The 16,606-nt window shown below is 41.2% G+C and carries 13 protein-coding genes and 7 tRNA genes; 10 read left to right on the top strand and 10 right to left on the bottom strand.

The window, feature by feature from the left end; genetic code table 11:
* Positions 1-57: 57 nt before the first annotated feature.
* The 5 genes from crr to cysZ all read right to left on the bottom strand — a co-directional run bounded on the left by crr (position 58) and on the right by cysZ (position 5,324).
* Complete coding sequence (gene crr / locus M998_RS17665) at positions 58-567, bottom strand: PTS glucose transporter subunit IIA (RefSeq protein ID WP_068445199.1); 510 nt, start codon at positions 565-567, stop codon at positions 58-60.
* 321 nt (positions 568-888) lie between these two features.
* Positions 889-2,616: a phosphoenolpyruvate-protein phosphotransferase PtsI gene (ptsI, locus tag M998_RS17670; RefSeq protein ID WP_068910100.1), complete on the bottom strand. Its 1,728-nt coding sequence runs from the start codon at positions 2,614-2,616 to the stop codon at positions 889-891.
* A 140-nt stretch (positions 2,617-2,756) separates the two neighbouring features.
* On the bottom strand, positions 2,757-3,014 hold the full coding sequence (ptsH, locus tag M998_RS17675) for a phosphocarrier protein Hpr (protein ID WP_068445195.1): 258 nt from the start codon (positions 3,012-3,014) through the stop codon (positions 2,757-2,759).
* Between the two features lie 355 nt (positions 3,015-3,369).
* On the bottom strand, positions 3,370-4,323 hold the full coding sequence (cysK, locus tag M998_RS17680; RefSeq protein WP_068910102.1) for a cysteine synthase A: 954 nt from the start codon (positions 4,321-4,323) through the stop codon (positions 3,370-3,372).
* A 236-nt stretch (positions 4,324-4,559) separates the two neighbouring features.
* Positions 4,560-5,324, bottom strand: coding sequence for a sulfate transporter CysZ (cysZ, locus tag M998_RS17685; protein WP_068445191.1), 765 nt, complete (start codon positions 5,322-5,324; stop codon positions 4,560-4,562).
* Positions 5,325-5,542: 218 nt separating this feature from the next.
* Here cysZ and zipA point away from each other — a divergent pair, with 218 nt between their 5' ends.
* The 4 genes from zipA to M998_RS17705 all read left to right on the top strand — a co-directional run bounded on the left by zipA (position 5,543) and on the right by M998_RS17705 (position 10,406).
* Positions 5,543-6,538, top strand: a complete 996-nt coding sequence (gene zipA, locus M998_RS17690; RefSeq protein ID WP_068445189.1) for a cell division protein ZipA — start codon at positions 5,543-5,545, stop codon at positions 6,536-6,538.
* A 73-nt stretch (positions 6,539-6,611) separates the two neighbouring features.
* The gene (gene ligA / locus M998_RS17695) at positions 6,612-8,648 is read left to right on the top strand and encodes an NAD-dependent DNA ligase LigA (RefSeq protein WP_068910103.1); all 2,037 of its coding nucleotides are present in this window, start codon (positions 6,612-6,614) and stop codon (positions 8,646-8,648) included.
* Between the two features lie 288 nt (positions 8,649-8,936).
* Complete coding sequence (locus M998_RS17700; protein WP_068445186.1) at positions 8,937-10,121, top strand: NupC/NupG family nucleoside CNT transporter; 1,185 nt, start codon at positions 8,937-8,939, stop codon at positions 10,119-10,121.
* A 69-nt stretch (positions 10,122-10,190) separates the two neighbouring features.
* Positions 10,191-10,406 (top strand): DUF3820 family protein, encoded by a 216-nt coding sequence (locus M998_RS17705; protein WP_068445182.1) that lies wholly within the window; start codon positions 10,191-10,193, stop codon positions 10,404-10,406.
* Between the two features lie 205 nt (positions 10,407-10,611).
* On the opposite strand, the gene M998_RS17710 is transcribed toward M998_RS17705, so the two are convergent.
* Both M998_RS17710 and M998_RS17715 read right to left on the bottom strand, forming a co-directional pair.
* Positions 10,612-11,652, bottom strand: a complete 1,041-nt coding sequence (locus tag M998_RS17710; RefSeq protein WP_232007545.1) for an LLM class oxidoreductase — start codon at positions 11,650-11,652, stop codon at positions 10,612-10,614.
* Between the two features lie 2 nt (positions 11,653-11,654).
* On the bottom strand, positions 11,655-12,278 hold the full coding sequence (locus M998_RS17715; protein ID WP_068910105.1) for a glutathione S-transferase family protein: 624 nt from the start codon (positions 12,276-12,278) through the stop codon (positions 11,655-11,657).
* Positions 12,279-12,389: 111 nt separating this feature from the next.
* Between M998_RS17715 and M998_RS17720 the strand changes: the two genes are divergently transcribed.
* Positions 12,390-13,268 (top strand): LysR substrate-binding domain-containing protein, encoded by an 879-nt coding sequence (locus M998_RS17720; protein ID WP_068445177.1) that lies wholly within the window; start codon positions 12,390-12,392, stop codon positions 13,266-13,268.
* A 35-nt stretch (positions 13,269-13,303) separates the two neighbouring features.
* Here the strand turns inward: M998_RS17720 and M998_RS17725 are convergent.
* The 3 genes from M998_RS17725 to gltX form a co-directional block, all read right to left on the bottom strand.
* A tRNA-Ala gene (locus M998_RS17725) sits at positions 13,304-13,379 on the bottom strand.
* 52 nt (positions 13,380-13,431) lie between these two features.
* Positions 13,432-13,507 (bottom strand) — tRNA-Ala (locus M998_RS17730).
* Positions 13,508-13,708: 201 nt separating this feature from the next.
* A complete protein-coding gene (gene gltX / locus M998_RS17735) occupies positions 13,709-15,130 on the bottom strand; it encodes a glutamate--tRNA ligase (protein WP_068910107.1) in 1,422 nt (473 codons plus the stop codon).
* A gap of 419 nt (positions 15,131-15,549) precedes the next feature.
* On the opposite strand from gltX, the gene M998_RS17740 reads away from it, so the two are divergent.
* From M998_RS17740 to M998_RS17760, 5 genes are all read left to right on the top strand, one after another.
* A tRNA-Val gene (locus M998_RS17740) sits at positions 15,550-15,625 on the top strand.
* Between the two features lie 25 nt (positions 15,626-15,650).
* Positions 15,651-15,726 (top strand) — tRNA-Val (locus tag M998_RS17745).
* 35 nt (positions 15,727-15,761) lie between these two features.
* Positions 15,762-15,837, top strand: a tRNA-Val gene (locus tag M998_RS17750).
* A gap of 40 nt (positions 15,838-15,877) precedes the next feature.
* Positions 15,878-15,953: transfer RNA gene (locus M998_RS17755), tRNA-Lys, on the top strand.
* Between the two features lie 33 nt (positions 15,954-15,986).
* Positions 15,987-16,062, top strand: a tRNA-Lys gene (locus M998_RS17760).
* Positions 16,063-16,606: the final 544 nt, after the last annotated feature.

Below are 16,606 nucleotides of genomic sequence, written 5' to 3' on the forward strand. Positions count from 1 at the left end.
AACCATCAGATGTTAGATTATACATCTGATGGTTTTTTTATGGCGTTGATAAAGAAATTATTTCTTTATCCGCATAATGACAGTTTCACCTACTGTCACAGTGCCATTAAGCTTTGTTAATTCTTTGATTTCATCCATGTTAGAAATCACAACTGGCGTCAGAACAGATTTTGCTTTTTCTTCTAAAATCGCTAAATCAAATTCAATGATCAAGTCGCCTTTCTTCACGGTTTGCCCTTCTTCAGCGATACGCGTAAAGCCTTCGCCTTTGAGTTCAACGGTATCAATACCGAAGTGAACAAAGAGTTCTATACCATCATCAGATTCAATGGAGAACGCATGGTTAGTTTCAAAGATTTTGCCGATAGTGCCATCAACAGGGGCAACAATTTTGTTACCGGTAGGTTTAATCGCAATACCATCGCCGACTATCTTTTCTGCGAACACAACGTCTGGAACATCTTCAATATTGACAATTTCGCCTGATAAAGGGGCGACAATCTCAATACTGCCACTGCTACTTTTGTCTTCCGAAACTAGTGATTTCAGTTTGTCAAACAGACCCATGGACCTTCTCCTAATCGTTTATATGGGACCGAACTAATGTGCTGTTCCTCGGGGTGGTTGATTTTTGCTGCTTATTTTTACAGCCTAAAAAGAGTAATAAATAATCAGCCTAATTGAGGTTAGTATTGATTATCAACAATAATCACTATCTCAACTAAAAAAGATGATCAAAATCTGCCCTTCGGGTTCGATTAAAGAACGTTCCACTCATTTTATTCTACGTTGAGTGGCTCTTGCTTAGTTCACTAAGCGGCGAACCTCTCGCCTTGCCTAAAAGGTCTTTAATTCGAATGAAAATTGACCATCAAAGATCAATAGCTCCTAGCATAACGTTTTTTCTTGAATAAAGGTATCAACAAGTTTCATCAATTCATCTGACGTTGCTTGGGCAAGGGCTTGTTCAGCTAATGCCTTGGTGTCAGAAAAGTTAGCATTACGAATTAATTTCTTAATGCCGGGAATTGAAATTGCACTCATACTAAATTCATCCAGACCCATGCCAAGAAGCAACAGAGTCGCACGTTCATCACCTGCTAATTCACCGCACATGCCCGTCCATTTACCTTCCGCATGGGAAGCATCAATCACTTGTTTAATCAAGTTTAAGACGGCTGGAGACATTGGGTTATACAGGTGGGAAATCAGTTCATTACCCCGATCCACCGCTAAGGTGTATTGAGTAAGATCGTTCGTCCCAATACTAAAGAAATCAACTTCTTTTGCTAAATGACGAGCAATAACAGCAGCTGCTGGCGTCTCAACCATTACACCTACTTCAATTGTTTCATCGAAAGCTTTACCTTCTTCACGTAACTGAGCTTTAAGCATCTCAAGTTCTGCTTTCAGTTCACGAACTTCCTCAACGGAAATAATCATCGGGAACATGATACGCAGTTTACCAAATTTAGACGCTCTTAAAATAGCCCGTAACTGTGAGTGTAGAATTTCTTTGCGATCTAGACAAATACGAATTGCACGCCAGCCGAGGAATGGGTTATCTTCTTTCGGTAAATTCATATATGGCAAGTCTTTATCACCGCCAATATCCATGGTACGAACAATAACCGCTTGGCTACCCATCGCTTCTGCAACGGCTTTATAAGCTTGGAATTGTTCTTCTTCCGTTGGTAGCGAATCTCTGTCCATAAATAAGAATTCAGTACGATATAAACCAACACCTTCCGCACCATTACGTTCCGCACCGGTGACATCACGGACAGTCCCAATGTTGGCACAAACTTCAACTTGATGACCATCAAGGGTAATCGCTGGCAAGTCTTTTAACTTAACCAGTTCTTCTTTTTCTTGTAAATATTCATCTTTGAAGGTTTTTAGTTTGTCGATTTCAGCTTCAGAAGGGTTCAAGTAAATTTTATTATTTACCCCATCTAAAATTACATAATCGCCATTTTTAATTTTGCTGGTTGCATTAGAGGTACCGACGATCGCAGGAAGTTCTAATGAGCGAGCCATGATAGAGGTGTGGGAGGTACGACCACCTATATCAGTGATAAAACCTAACACTTTATCTAAATTTAGTTGTGCTGTTTCTGAAGGGGTTAAATCTGCAGCAACTAAAATCACTTCTTTGTCGATAGCACTTAAATCAACAATTGGGATGTTAAGAATATTTTTTAATAGGCGTTTACCGATATCGCGGACATCAGCTGCACGCTCTTTTAGGTACTCATCATCGAGGGCTTCAAGGGCTTGAGCTTGGTCTTCAATGACGGAATAAGCAGCGGCATCAGCGGTTTTTTTATCGCCTTTGATAAGAGTGACAATTTCTTGTTCCAGCTCTTCATCTTCTAGCAACATAATATGACCTTCAAAAATCTCAGCTTTTTCCGCACCAAGATTTTTTTCGGCTTTCTCTTTAATGAGGCTGAGTTGTTCGGCTGATTTATTTCGACCCTCAATAAAGCGTTGAATTTCTTTTTCTATCTGATCGTCGGCAATTTTCTTTGTGCTAACTAAGATAGGATCTTCTTTGAGGATTAATGCCTGACCAAAAGCAAAACCTGGGGATACTAAAATTCCTGAAATCATAATATTACCTTACTGCTGGTAGGAGTTTCTGATGTTGTAGAGACAACAATAATCTGTAAGAGATTGTACAGACATCCCCGAATGATTAGATTCAGGGACAGAATATCAAATCGGTAAAACGGGTTTTTCTGCGAACAAGATTATTCCAGTTCACCCATCAATTTAACTAAAGATTCAACAGCTTGCTTTTCATCTTCGCCTTCGGCAGAAATAGTCACAACAGTACCTTGAGTCAAACCAAGAGTTTGCAATTTGAACAAACTTTTCGCGCTTGCTGATTTGCCACCAGAAATCAAAGTAATATCAGAAGAGAATGCTTTGGCTTCTTTCACAAATTGAGCTGCTGGACGAGTGTGTAGACCGTTTGGTGCTGTAATAGTGACTTCTTGCTGGAACATAGTATTTCCTCAATAACTTTAGTTTTTGTAATGACCCAGCCTATTGTAGATGAAATAAACTGGGTTTGCGTATAAGTTAGATGGTTAACTTGTAAAAAGGTTTCCTACTTTGTGCGGTAATCGTCTTTTTCTGTGTTACCGACGAATTTATCGTATCTTTTTAGCAGGAAGGAAACAAATTTTTTGGCTTGTTTCTTGATTTAAAAAACGATTAATTTCGTGGCGCGAAATAATTACTATGTTTAATACTAAACCCAGAATTATAAATCATCTCCATCCGTGCTAAACTTTGATCTGTGCCACAAAAAAAGCACCAAATAGGTGCTTTTTTAACGAAATATTAACGAGTTTATGATTAATCTGCCGATATATCCGCGAATAGGACTGTTGACAAATAACGCTCTCCAGATGAAGGTAAAATAACCACGATATTTTTATCTTTATAGGCAGGATCTGCGGCAAGTTTTACCGCAGCGGCGACGGCAGCACCAGAGGAAATACCGGCTAAAATCCCTTCTTTTTCCATCAATTCCCGCGCGGTCTGAATTGCTTCGTCATCGCTGATTTTATAAACTTTGTCTAATAGCGTGAGATCTAAGTTGCCTGGGATAAAACCCGCGCCAATTCCTTGAATTTTATGTGGGCCAGGTTGAATCTCTTCTTTTGCTAGGGCTTGACTGATGACTGGGGACGTTTCAGGTTCAACGGCAACAATGGTGACGTTTTTACCTTTTGTGTTCTTCAAATATCTTGCAATACCCGTTACTGTACCACCCGTACCGACACCCGCAACCACAGCATCTACAGTACCGTCAGTATCATCCCAAATTTCAGGGCCTGTGGTTTTTTCGTGAATTTCGGGATTGGCTGGATTATTAAATTGTTGTAATAAAACATATTTTTTAGGGTTGCTACTGACGATTTCCTCTGCTTTAGCAATCGCCCCTTTCATGCCTTTTGCGCCTTCAGTTAATACCAGCGTTGCCCCTAGTGCTTTTAGTAGTTTACGGCGCTCAATACTCATAGTTTCAGGCATGGTGAGCGTAAGTTTATAGCCTCTTGCTGCGGCAACATAGGCAAGGGCAATTCCGGTATTACCACTCGTCGGTTCAACCAATTCTTTATCTTTATTTAGGATACCTCTTTTCTCGGCATCCCAAATCATGTTTGCGCCAATACGGCATTTAACACTAAAACTTGGGTTACGAGACTCCACTTTTGCCAAAATATTGCCATTCCCAAAGTGCTTTAAACGCACGAGAGGGGTATGGCCAATAGTTAACGAATTATCTTCATAAATTTTGCTCATGGGATATCCTTAAAATAAATCAGTTAGCCTAAATGTTGTATAACGCTTGAATTTAACATACGTGAAGAGCGGATTAATGCAAATATGATTTGAGTCTAAGCTTATAACAAAATGATATTTTATATCCATTTGTTATAAGTGTTCACCAAGTAAATAAAAAAGACTTAGTTATATTAAAGAGGAATTGCGTTTTAAACGAGAACGGCGCAGGTCTTGATACCTGCGCCAAGAACTGATTAGTATCTAGCGTAGCGTGTACGATAGCGGTCAACCCACATTAATGTGGCACCACAAACGGCAACGGGCATGATCACTAAATTCACAAAAGGTAACATCATTAATATGCTGATAAAGCCGCCAAATTGAATATTACGCATGCGCTCTTTGGCAAGCGCTTGCTTCATTTCACTGAAACTCACTCGGTGGTTATCAAAAGGGTAATCACAGTATTGAATTGACATCATCCAAGCACCAAAAATAAACCACAATACAGGTGCGATAGTTTGCCCAATACCTGGGATAAAAAATAAAATGAGTAGGCCAATGGCTCTGGGTAAGTAATAGCCAATTCGGACTAGCTCGCGTTTCATCATACGTGGTACATCTTTTAGCAGTTCTGTTATTCCTGCATCAGGAGCCGGTTTACCCGTAAGCTCAGCTTCGAGCTTTTCAGATAACCATCCATTAAAAGGTGCTGCAATAATATTTGCGACAGTACTGAAAAAATAAGTAAAGACTAATAAAATAGAAATTACTGCCATCGGCCAAATAAGATAATTAAGCCATTGTAGCCAATCAGGAACATAGCTGATAACTTGGTCTATCCAACCACCGAGTTTAGTAAATAACCACCAAAAAGCGCCCCCTAAAAATAAAATATTGGCTAATAGGGGTAAAATAACAAAGCGTTTTATGCCTGGACGTGTGACGAGTCGCCATCCTTGTGCAAAATAATAAAAGCCAGAACGGTCTTTTTGTGGCGAAAGTGTCGATTGGGTCATACTTCTTGTTCTCTCCTTTTCGGTTGAACATGTATCATATAGGTATGGATTTACCCTGACTAGCCATTATTCGCTTAAAAAAGCAGCAAACGAAAGCAGAATATTCTCTTTCTTGCAAGAAAATCGTTCTGAGGGTTGCACTTAGAGCGATTGACAAATAATCTTAAGGTAGTTTCCGCCGTGATGGCATTATCATTCATCAACTAGAGATAGCAGCGATGCAGGATTTGCGTCTGATATTAGTGGTCGTAGGTGCGATAGCGATTGTCGCTTTATTACTGCATGGTTTATGGACCAGCCGTAAAGAGCGCTCGAAGTTATTTCGCGACAAACCCATAAAACGTAGAAAAAATGACACTCAGGAGAATTCATCAGAATATGATGATTCTGCATTGTTCACTGAAACTCAATCAACACAAAGGGCGGCTGAGCAACCCGTTGTGCCTGAGCCCGTCTATCAGGTAAAAGAAGAGCCTTCTGTTGAGCCTAGTATACAGCCGCTAACATCGAATAGGCGTGATGCTGAACCTGAGCTAAAAATGACGCCAGAAACAGCTGAACGCGTGCAGCCTGTTGTGGCTGAACGTGTCAATGTTGCACCTGAGCAATTGACAATTAATATGGCAGAAGAATTAGCCAGTGCATCCGAGGTGAAAAATCACGTAGCCCAAAATGAGCCGATTGAACCGCGTTTTGATGCACAGGCCTCACATGATGTTCTTCAGCCTATTCAACGTGAGCAGCAAGCTGCTTCGGTTGAGCAACAGCCCGAGACACAAGAAAGCGCGGCTAAAGCTGAAAGCAAAGAGACGGTACTTGTTCTTCATGTTGCGGCTCATCAAGGGCAAGTTTTACAAGGCGATGCGCTGCTACAAAGTATCCTTCAAGCAGGGTTTCAATTCGGTGAGATGCAAATCTTCCACCGTCACGTTAATCCGTCGGGTACTGGACCTGTCCTATTTAGCTTAGCTAACATGGTTAAACCGGGTTCTTTTGATCCAGAAACCATGTCAGACTTCACCACGCCAGGTGTTTCCATGTTTATGATGGTGCCATCTTATGGTGAAGCTGCGCAAAACTTTAAGCTGATGTTACAAGCCGCACAACGTATCGCTTCAGATTCGGGAGGCATTGTACTCGATGATGAACGCAAATTGCTGACACCTCAGAAAATAGAGGTGTATCATGCTAGGATTAGAAACACGCTCAGTTAACTTTACGTTTTTAACGGTAAGTAATTCCAGAAAACCTCCTCTTTAGGGGGTTTTTTATCATTATTGGTGAAACATGACTACGAAACCTGCGATTGAAGATCTAAAACAACATATCGACGCGCTAAAACAACAACTACGCCATCATGAATATCAGTATCACGTTTTGGATGCCCCTGAAATCCCGGATGTTGAATACGATAAATTGATGCAAGAACTTAAAGCCATTGAAGCACAATATCCGGAACTTATTACCCGTGATTCTCCAACCCAACGAGTGGGTGCGGCGCCTCTCGCAGCTTTTGATACCGTTCGTCATGAAATTCCTATGTTATCGTTGGACAACGTTTTCGATGAAGAAAGCTATCTTGCATTTGATAAGCGGGTACGTGACAGGTTAAAGGATCACACCGAGCTAACTTTTTGTTGTGAGTTAAAACTTGATGGCTTGGCGGTCAGCTTACTGTATGAAAATGGTGAATTAGTACAAGCGGCAACCCGTGGCGATGGAACGGTAGGGGAAAACATTACCACAAATGTCAGAACCATCCGTGCGATCCCACTGCGTTTAACGGGGGATAACATTCCTGCTCGTGTTGAAATCCGAGGTGAAGTGTTTATGCCTCAAAAAGGGTTTGAAGCATTAAATGAGGAAGCTCGCCGAACAGACGGTAAAGTATTTGCAAATCCACGTAATGCCGCCGCGGGTTCATTGCGTCAACTCGATCCACGTATTACTGCAAAAAGGCCATTAGCTTTTTATTGCTATGGCGTTGGCTTGGTGGAAGGTGAAACATTACCAGATACCCACTATGAGCGTTTGGTGCAATTCAAAGCTTGGGGGCTACCAGTCAGTGATTATGTCCAGTTACGCATTGGTCATCAGGCTGTTTTAGATTATTACCGTGAAATCGAGCAAGTTCGTTCGCAATTAGGGTTCGATATCGATGGTGTGGTGATTAAAGTTAACGCGATTGCTATCCAAGAAGAATTAGGCTTTGTATCAAGAGCACCTCGCTGGGCAACGGCGTTTAAATTTCCGGCGCAAGAGCAAATAACCCTGCTAAAAGAGGTTGAGTTTCAAGTCGGCCGCACAGGTGCTATCACCCCAGTAGCGCGTCTCGAGCCTGTACAGGTTGCGGGTGTTATCGTCAGTAATGCCACTTTACATAACGCAGATGAAATTGAGCGTTTAGGTGTACATATAGGCGATACAGTGGTTATACGCCGTGCTGGTGATGTGATCCCGCAAATTGTGAGTGTGATGGTAGACAAACGCCCTGCAGACAGCCGTGAAATTATTTTTCCAATCCAGTGCCCTGTTTGTGGCTCTGATGTTGAACGTGTTGAGGGCGAAGCGGTCGCACGCTGTACTGGCGGCTTAATCTGTGGTGCACAGCGTAAAGAGGCTTTAAAGCACTTTGTTTCTCGCCGAGCCATGGATGTTGACGGCATGGGCGATAAAATTATCGACCAATTAGTTGAGAAAGAGTATGTCAAAACACCGGCAGATTTGTATCAATTAAGTGCGGGAAAATTGACTGGGCTAGATAGAATGGGGCCTAAGTCCGCTCAGAAAGTTATCGACGCATTAGAAAAATCCAAACAAACCACATTGGCACGTTTTATTTATGCATTGGGCATTCGTGAAGTGGGTGAAGCGACCGCCGCTAATCTTGCCGCACACTACACTACTCTTGATGCGGTGATGACAGCTGATGAAGAATCGTTGAAAACGGTACAAGACATTGGCCATATAGTTGCCAAGCATGTCGTGAATTTCTTTCATGAAGAACACAATCAAAGTGTCATTTCAGACTTGATAAACAAAGCGAATATCCATTGGCCTGAAGTTAAAGTGATCAATAGCGCAGAAATTGATAGCCCATTTGCGGGAAAAACAGTGGTTTTAACCGGTTCAATGAATATCCTAACGCGAGATGAAGCTAAAGATAAGCTTGTTGCATTAGGGGCAAAAGTAGCTGGCAGCGTTTCAAAGAAAACCGATATGGTGATCGCTGGGGAAGCCGCTGGCTCAAAATTGGTTAAAGCGAATGAGCTAGGAATTGAAGTGATTGATGAAGAGGAGCTAATACGTTTGCTGAATATCTAATAGTGAACTATATTCTATTTGGCTTAGTTATCTTTGAGTTGCCTGCGATAAGCGTAGGCAACTTAATTGCTGTAGGTGGTTGTTACACTTAAATTAAATTGTTGGAAAAACACCCATGCCAAAAAATCGACTGTTTGATATCTGCTGCTCTAAAACGTGATCAACCCCTTCTTTTTGCAAAATACACGTAGCTCGTTTTCATATTAATGTGATGGTAGTCTCATTTAAATGTTACCTATTACATAGAATATGCGCATAGACTGAATCTTAAATTTGTTGGAGTGGCACATGACCTCGATCCTGCATTTCGTATTATCCTTAGTAGTAATTGCAGCCCTTGCTATTTTAGCAAGTAGTAACCGTAAGGGGATCCGTCCTCGTTATGTTGTTCAACTACTTGTTATCCAAATTGCATTGGCATATTTATTCTTAAAATCGAATATTGGTGAATCATTTGTACTTGGCATAGCTGGAGTCTTTACCCATCTACTCGGGTATGCGGCGGAAGGAACTAAATTTATCTTTGGTGGCATGATTGAAGGTAACTTAGCATTCTTCTTCTTACAGGTTCTTTGCCCAATTATCTTTATTTCTGCGCTTATCGGTATTTTACAGCACATTAAAATCCTACCAATTGTTATACGTATCATTGGTACTGTCTTATCAAAAGTAAATGGTATGGGCAAATTGGAGTCATTTAATGCGGTGAGCTCATTATTGCTGGGTCAATCTGAAAACTTTATCGCCTATAAAGATCAGTTAAACAGAATGTCTGATCGTAGAATGTACACCATGGCAGCAACAGCAATGTCAACGGTGTCGATGTCTATTGTTGGTGCATATATGACCATGCTGGAGCCACGCTTTGTCGTCGCCGCATTGGTTTTGAATATGTTTGGTACTTTCGTGGTTCTATCATTAATTAACCCATACCCACCGGAAGGTGAAGAAGACATTCAAATGAGCAACCTACACGAAGGTCAAAGCTTTTTTGAAATGCTAGGTGAATATATCCTTGCTGGGTTTAAAGTTGCGATTATCGTTTCTGCGATGCTGATTGGTTTTATCGCTTTAATTGCGATGGTTAATGGTATTTTCTCTGCGATCTTTGGTATCGACTTCCAAACCATGTTGGGCTATGTGTTCTATCCATTTGCTTGGATTTTAGGCATCCCAGCAGATGAAGCATTGCAAGTTGGTGGGATCATGGCCGTTAAGATGGTGACTAATGAATTCGTTGCAATGGATGGCTTACAAGCGATTTCAGCGGGTCTATCTGAGCGTTCGGTGGGTATCCTGTCAGTATTCTTAGTCTCTTTTGCTAACTTCTCATCTATCGGTATTATTGCTGGTGCGATTAAAGGGTTAGATGAAAAACAAGGTAATACCGTTGCGCGCTTCGGCTTGAAATTACTGTATGGTTCAACGCTGGTTAGCTTCTTATCTGCGGCAGTGGTTGGCTTAGTATTGTAAAAGACCAAAAAGTGTTAAAGTTAAAAACGGCGTTCATTTGAATGCCGTTTTTTATTTCAAGGAACAAACATGGAAAAGCAAGATTTAATCGATATGGCAAATACCTATATGCCTTTTGGAAAATACAAAGGGTGTATATTAATTGATTTGCCTGAAGAATATCTTCTGTGGTTCTATAAAAAAGGGGAGTTTCCAGCGGGGCGTTTAGGGCAATTAATGGAAATGACACTAGGCTTAAAAATCGACGGCCTTGATGGTATTGTTAAGCCTCTAAAGCGTCGCTAAGATACTCGTCATACTTCAAGTTACCGCGTGTTGCCTGAACTCATTCGTACTCATCATTGATTTATGTCGGCTCCCAGCGATTCATTCCTTGTATTACAGGTGCTTTTATTCCTATCGATGGGGGTTATACGGCACAGTAATGATTGAACATAAAATATAAAGCGCCATCAGGCATAGGGTTACAAGGCGCTTTATACTTGAATAATTACCAGCTTACTTGCGTATCAGATACTATCTGGTGGGTAGGAAATAAAGGTAAAACATCCTCTGCAAGCTCTTGAATAACCTCAGCCGCAGGTCGTTCGGAATATTGAATACCGAGAGCGGCATGGTTGACACCGGCATTTTTCCACTCCTCAAGTAATTGAATCAATCCTTTACGCCCTGTACGCAAGATAAAACCACCCTGCAGTGGTGTACGTGGAAAATTAGGGTCATCGACTAAGTCTATCCACTCGTTAGTCACATGCGGGCGAAAATCATGATTAGGAATTAATTCACGCCATGCCGCAATTTTTTGTGCTAATCGTTTGGGCCCTTGGGAATTGCTGGTGGCATCAGGATACGTTAACCAACCGTCCGAATAGTCTGCAACCCATTGTAACGATTGACCAGATGCACCAGTCACTATAAGCGGAATTTTTCCTGTAACCGATTTTGGAAGCATCTGGGCGTGGCTGAAATGACCTAATGGTGAATCAATTGACAACTCCCCCTCTTGAAGCAACTGCCGAAAATAATCAACGGACTGGGCAAAACGAGCCGCACGTTGTTCGTATTCGATACCATAAGCAGGGAATTCAATGGCCCTATCCCCAGATGCGATCCCCATAACAAGGCGATTGCCTGATAACTGATCGAGAGTTGTTGCCACTTTTGCAAGGTCAATAGGATGACGAAGTGAAAAAATAGCACTGCCGGTCACTAAGGCGACATGATTAGTTTTAGCGGCGATAAACGATAAATACGTAAAGGGATCAAATAATTGCCCCGCATCGCCAAATAGTGGGTCAAATAATGGGATATCTCGTACCCATAAGGCAGAAAAGTTTGCATCATCGATTTGTTGGATTATTTCAGTTTGCCCTTCTAATACACGGGAGTTTCCTCGGTAGAAGCGAAGGGGTAAAAATAATCCAATCGTTAGAGCATTAGGGGAAAACATTCGACGATAGCCCACATGATTTGAAAATGAATCAGATGGCAGCGCTTTTTGTTGAGGTATAAATGTCATTGGATTTTTCATGATTAAGCCCCCGTCGCTGGGACGGGAAGGGTGATACCCTTGATAATGGCAGGTCTTGCAGCTAAACGCGCATACCAAGCACTAAGATACTTATATTGACTGAAATCTAGCTGAATAACGCGAGCAATGTGAAGCCAGCCAAAATTAGCGATATCGGCGATAGAATATTCATTACCGGCAATATAATCATTTTTTTGTAATTGGTTGTCTAACACGCTAAAGGCTTTATAAGTAAGATTTAAATAACGCTCGATAACGTCCTGTTTAGGTGATCCGTCGAAAATAGCAAAGTTAACCCATTGTCCGATAATAGGGCCAACACTCGCAGAATGAAACTGTAGCCACTTAATGGCTTCCCACCTTTCACTTAATTTAATAGGTAATAGTTTTCCTGTTTTTTCAGCAAGATAAAGTAAAATCGCGGCAGACTCAAACAGCGTAATACCGGTTTCACTATCAAAAATAACAGGAATACGACCATGAGGATTAAGTTGTAAAAACTCTGCCTGCTGATGTTCACCTTTATCAATATTAACGTGATGCAAAAGGTAAGGCAGTGCTAATTCTTCTAATAAAATAGTAATTTTGTAGCCATTGGGTGAGCTATCGGTGTAAAGTTCAATCATTGCTCTCTCTTTAGATTTAATTCAATATTAGGATTTGTTTTTATATTATTTCCTTTAATATTAATTAAATAAAACCATATTAACTAAACTAGTGTTTAGAGAATCTAAATTATGAATCCAGTTTTGCCTTTACTGGCTTTACGTGCTTTTGCTGAAGTCGCTAAGCACCAAAGTATTAAAAATGCGGCGAGTGCACTGGGTGTGACATCCGGTGCGGTTAGCCAGCAAATTCGTCTATTAGAGGATCGGATTGGATTACCTTTATTTATTCGGCATCGCTATAGCATGACGCTTACGGCGGCAGGGGAACGCGTCTATCCGTCATTATTACAAGCTTTTGAGCAAATCGAAGGGGCAATGAAAACATTAGTCAATATTCGCACCGAACGCGTATTGACAATAAGCACGGTGCCTTCATTCGCCGCATCTTGGTTAGTGCCTAGACTGGGCCGGTTCACCAAGCTTCACCCAGAAATTGAAATACATATTGAAGCGTCAGCTACGCTGGTTAACCTCCATCATAAACGCGTCGATATTGCCATTCGCCATGGGTTAGGGGAGTATCCTGATTTAGTTTCAGAGCGTTTGATTACGCCTGTATTACTGCCCGTGATGAGTCCGAATTTACTTTCATCCTATAAGATTAAGCAACCTCAAGATTGCTTAGATTACCCTTTGCTGCAAGATAGTGATCGGAAAGATTGGGCTCTTTGGTTATCAGCTCATGGTGTTGAAGATGATGCAAGAGCAATACGAGGAAGTGCCTTTGATGATGATTATTTATTAATTAGAGCTGCAATTTCGGGGCAAGGCTTAGCCTTAGTACCACAAGAGTATGCACAACAAGAAATTGAAGAGAAGCGGCTTGTGCAAGTGCTGAATAAGCCTTGGCCAGCGCATTTTGCTTATTATTTGGTGATGTTAGCTGAGACGAAGCAGAGACCGGAAGTCGATGCATTTATCAATTGGATCAAAGGGGAAGTGGTATGAAATTAATGGAGGTGTTCGTGTTGATAAGAAAAGAGTGGTGGAGCTAAGCGGGATCGAACCGCTGACCTCTTGCATGCCATGCAAGCGCTCTCCCAGCTGAGCTATAGCCCCAAGTTCTTGATTTCATTATGCTTAAATACATACCATCTAATCTGGAATTAGATGGTGGAGCTAAGCGGGATCGAACCGCTGACCTCTTGCATGCCATGCAAGCGCTCTCCCAGCTGAGCTATAGCCCCAAACAAAATCTTTTGGACGGGAGGCATCATATTCAAGCTCGATAGGAGTGTCAATAAAATAATGTGGATTTTGAGTTTAATTGCTGAAATATAGAACATTTTGCAATCAATCAGTCATTAAATTAACAGAAATTAAAATAGGCGAGGGGGAGTACAAGAAAAACTGCCCCCATCAATGCAGAGGGCAGTAATGATCGTTTACTATTGTGCAGATGCTTCGCGATCAGCAATAAAGGCTAATGCTTTATCAATACGCGTAATAGAGCGGGATTGGCCAATTGCATGGACAGTGACATCCAAGCCGGGAGACTGACCTGCACCTGTTACCGCTACACGCAGTGGCATACCCACTTTACCCATGCCGACTTCTAACTCAGCCGCAGTTGCTTCAATCGCTTGGTGCACATTTTCAGCGGTCCAATCAGTAATCGCCGCTAATTTTTCTTTGACGACCTCTAAAGGCTGGCGAGCGACTGGACGAAGGTGTTTTTTCGCTGCATCAGCATCAAACTCTTCAAAATCTTGGTAAAAATAATGACAAGATTCCGCCATTTCTTTCAATGTTTTACAGCGCTCACCAAGAAGCTTAATGAGTTCAACTAATTGTGGGCCATTACGCGTATCAATATTTTGTTGTTCAATATGCCATGCAAGGTGTACAGCAACTTCTTCAGCTGGCAAGCTATTGATATAATGATGGTTTAACCACTGTAGTTTTTCAGTGTTAAAGGCACTTGCCGATTTACTGATTGCATCAAGGCTGAAGTATTCTTTCATTTCGTCGATAGTGAAGATTTCTTGGTCACCATGTGACCAGCCCAATCTGACCAAGTAATTCAGCAATGCGTGTGGAAGATAACCATCATCACGATATTGCATCACACTAACAGCACCATGACGTTTAGATAATTTTTTACCATCATCGCCTAAAATCATTGATACGTGTGCATATTCAGGAACAGGTGCACCAAGTGCTTTTAATATATTAATTTGACGAGGTGTATTATTAATATGATCTTCACCACGAATAACGTGAGTGATTTCCATATCCCAGTCATCTATAACTACGCAGAAGTTGTAAGTTGGCGAACCATCTGTACGACGAATAATTAAATCGTCTAATTCTTGGTTGCTAAATTCGATTGGTCCACGGATGGTATCATTAAAAATAACAGAACCATCTTGTGGGTTACGAAAGCGTACGACATGTGGCTCATTAGGAGTATGGCTGTGCGCATGGTCACGGCAGCAACCGTCATAGCGAGGTTTCTCGTTATTTGCCATTTGCTGCTCACGTAACGCTTCTAGGCGCTCCTTAGAGCAGAAACAGCGATAAGCGGTGCCGGCTTCTAACATTTGGTCAATGACTGCATTGTAGCGGTCAAAGCGTTTAGTTTGGTAATAAGGACCTTCATCCCAATTTAGGTTCAACCAGTTCATACCGTCCATAATGGCATCGATAGCTTCCTGAGTTGAACGTTCTAAGTCGGTATCTTCAATACGCAGGACGAATTCGCCTTGATTGTGGCGACTAAATAACCAGGAGTAGAGTGCGGTACGTGCACCACCAACATGCAGATAACCAGTTGGACTAGGTGCAAAACGGGTTTTGATTTTACTCATCGAGATTGCCTTAAATTGCGAAATGTTGTTTATTGCGCGTTTATACCCTTTATTTAGTTACATGGGCAATGCCTCACGCAGCTGGGATCATTTCGGGTATATACTCATCATACTTCAAGAATATGACTAAAAAGTGCTTCTATTCTATCACCCTACCATGATTCCTCAATCAGGTTATGGTGATACTGGGTAATAAAATGACAAGAAGTATAAAAAACAGTCAATAAAGAAAAAGCAAAATATTATTTACTTTTTTTATAATGAAAAATGGCGAGTGCTTGTAGATAATTGATTAAATAGGAAGCTTTGTTGGCGATTATTGAAACATCTTGCTTATTTTTGCAACGAACAGAATAAATCTATTCAAAAACCGTTGACTCAGAACTCAGTATCCCTATAATGCACCTCCATCGACGACAGGGCGATTAGCTCAGTTGGTAGAGCACCTCCCTTACAAGGAGGGGGTCAGTGGTTCGAGCCCGCTATCGCCCACCACTGTCGACGATAAGAGTAAATAATTGGGCGATTAGCTCAGTTGGTAGAGCACCTCCCTTACAAGGAGGGGGTCAGTGGTTCGAGCCCGCTATCGCCCACCAATTATTTATTCACAATGTGATATGCCTCATGAAGTGGGCGATTAGCTCAGTTGGTAGAGCACCTCCCTTACAAGGAGGGGGTCAGTGGTTCGAGCCCGCTATCGCCCACCACTTCATTAGTTGCTCGCATTAATAAAATTTTGAATTAGATGGGCCGTTAGCTCAGTTGGTAGAGCAGTTGACTTTTAATCAATTGGTCGCAGGTTCGAATCCCGCACGGCCCACCATCTAAAATATTCAAAATTCAGCAGTCCCCAGAAGGGCCGTTAGCTCAGTTGGTAGAGCAGTTGACTTTTAATCAATTGGTCGCAGGTTCGAATCCCGCACGGCCCACCATCTAAAAAAATCTCAAAAACATCACTCTAGTCACCAACCTGATCTATAACAAAGCAATGACTTTGCTAAGATAGTTGCAGGTTTGACTTAATCCCTCCATGATTAAAATGCGCCTATCCTTCTATTCTAAAATTTAAATTACTTTTTTGAGTGAAAGACATTAATCGTTAATTCTCTTGATTATCAAGCATAATAATCATCACTATTAAGACAATACTCCTTGAAATAACACATCTTACGAGTTAATAGATTAATATTTTTAATGTTTATTTGATTGGGCGATTATAGATATGAAGCATAACGCTTCAACATGACTAGTGAGTAGAAGAAACTCAAATCAAAATAAGTGTAAATACTTAATTTAATGAAAGACCATCAATTAGCATTGTCGCTAGTCGGACTAAACTAAATTTTTGTGATTGAGAATAATTCATATCGTAGGTTTGTGAGCGATTATTGTGCTACATTTTTTATTATATTTTTAGCTAAAATTTGGCAATTGTTATTGTTGGCGATAAAACTGAACTTTTATTCAATTTGGTAT

It is taken from the genome of Providencia heimbachae ATCC 35613, assembly GCF_001655055.1.
GTDB lineage: Bacteria > Pseudomonadota > Gammaproteobacteria > Enterobacterales > Enterobacteriaceae > Providencia > Providencia heimbachae.

Coding starts and splice junctions, on each gene's coding strand:
- crr (WP_068445199.1), bottom strand. CDS start 567: ATGGGTCTGTTTGACAAACTGAAATCACTAGTTTCGGAAGACAAAAGT.
- ptsI (WP_068910100.1), bottom strand. CDS start 2,616: ATGATTTCAGGAATTTTAGTATCCCCAGGTTTTGCTTTTGGTCAGGCA.
- ptsH (WP_068445195.1), bottom strand. CDS start 3,014: ATGTTCCAGCAAGAAGTCACTATTACAGCACCAAACGGTCTACACACT.
- cysK (WP_068910102.1), bottom strand. CDS start 4,323: ATGAGCAAAATTTATGAAGATAATTCGTTAACTATTGGCCATACCCCT.
- cysZ (WP_068445191.1), bottom strand. CDS start 5,324: ATGACCCAATCGACACTTTCGCCACAAAAAGACCGTTCTGGCTTTTAT.
- zipA (WP_068445189.1), top strand. CDS start 5,543: ATGCAGGATTTGCGTCTGATATTAGTGGTCGTAGGTGCGATAGCGATT.
- ligA (WP_068910103.1), top strand. CDS start 6,612: ATGACTACGAAACCTGCGATTGAAGATCTAAAACAACATATCGACGCG.
- M998_RS17700 (WP_068445186.1), top strand. CDS start 8,937: ATGACCTCGATCCTGCATTTCGTATTATCCTTAGTAGTAATTGCAGCC.
- M998_RS17705 (WP_068445182.1), top strand. CDS start 10,191: ATGGAAAAGCAAGATTTAATCGATATGGCAAATACCTATATGCCTTTT.
- M998_RS17710 (WP_232007545.1), bottom strand. CDS start 11,652: ATGAAAAATCCAATGACATTTATACCTCAACAAAAAGCGCTGCCATCT.
- M998_RS17715 (WP_068910105.1), bottom strand. CDS start 12,278: ATGATTGAACTTTACACCGATAGCTCACCCAATGGCTACAAAATTACT.
- M998_RS17720 (WP_068445177.1), top strand. CDS start 12,390: ATGAATCCAGTTTTGCCTTTACTGGCTTTACGTGCTTTTGCTGAAGTC.
- gltX (WP_068910107.1), bottom strand. CDS start 15,130: ATGAGTAAAATCAAAACCCGTTTTGCACCTAGTCCAACTGGTTATCTG.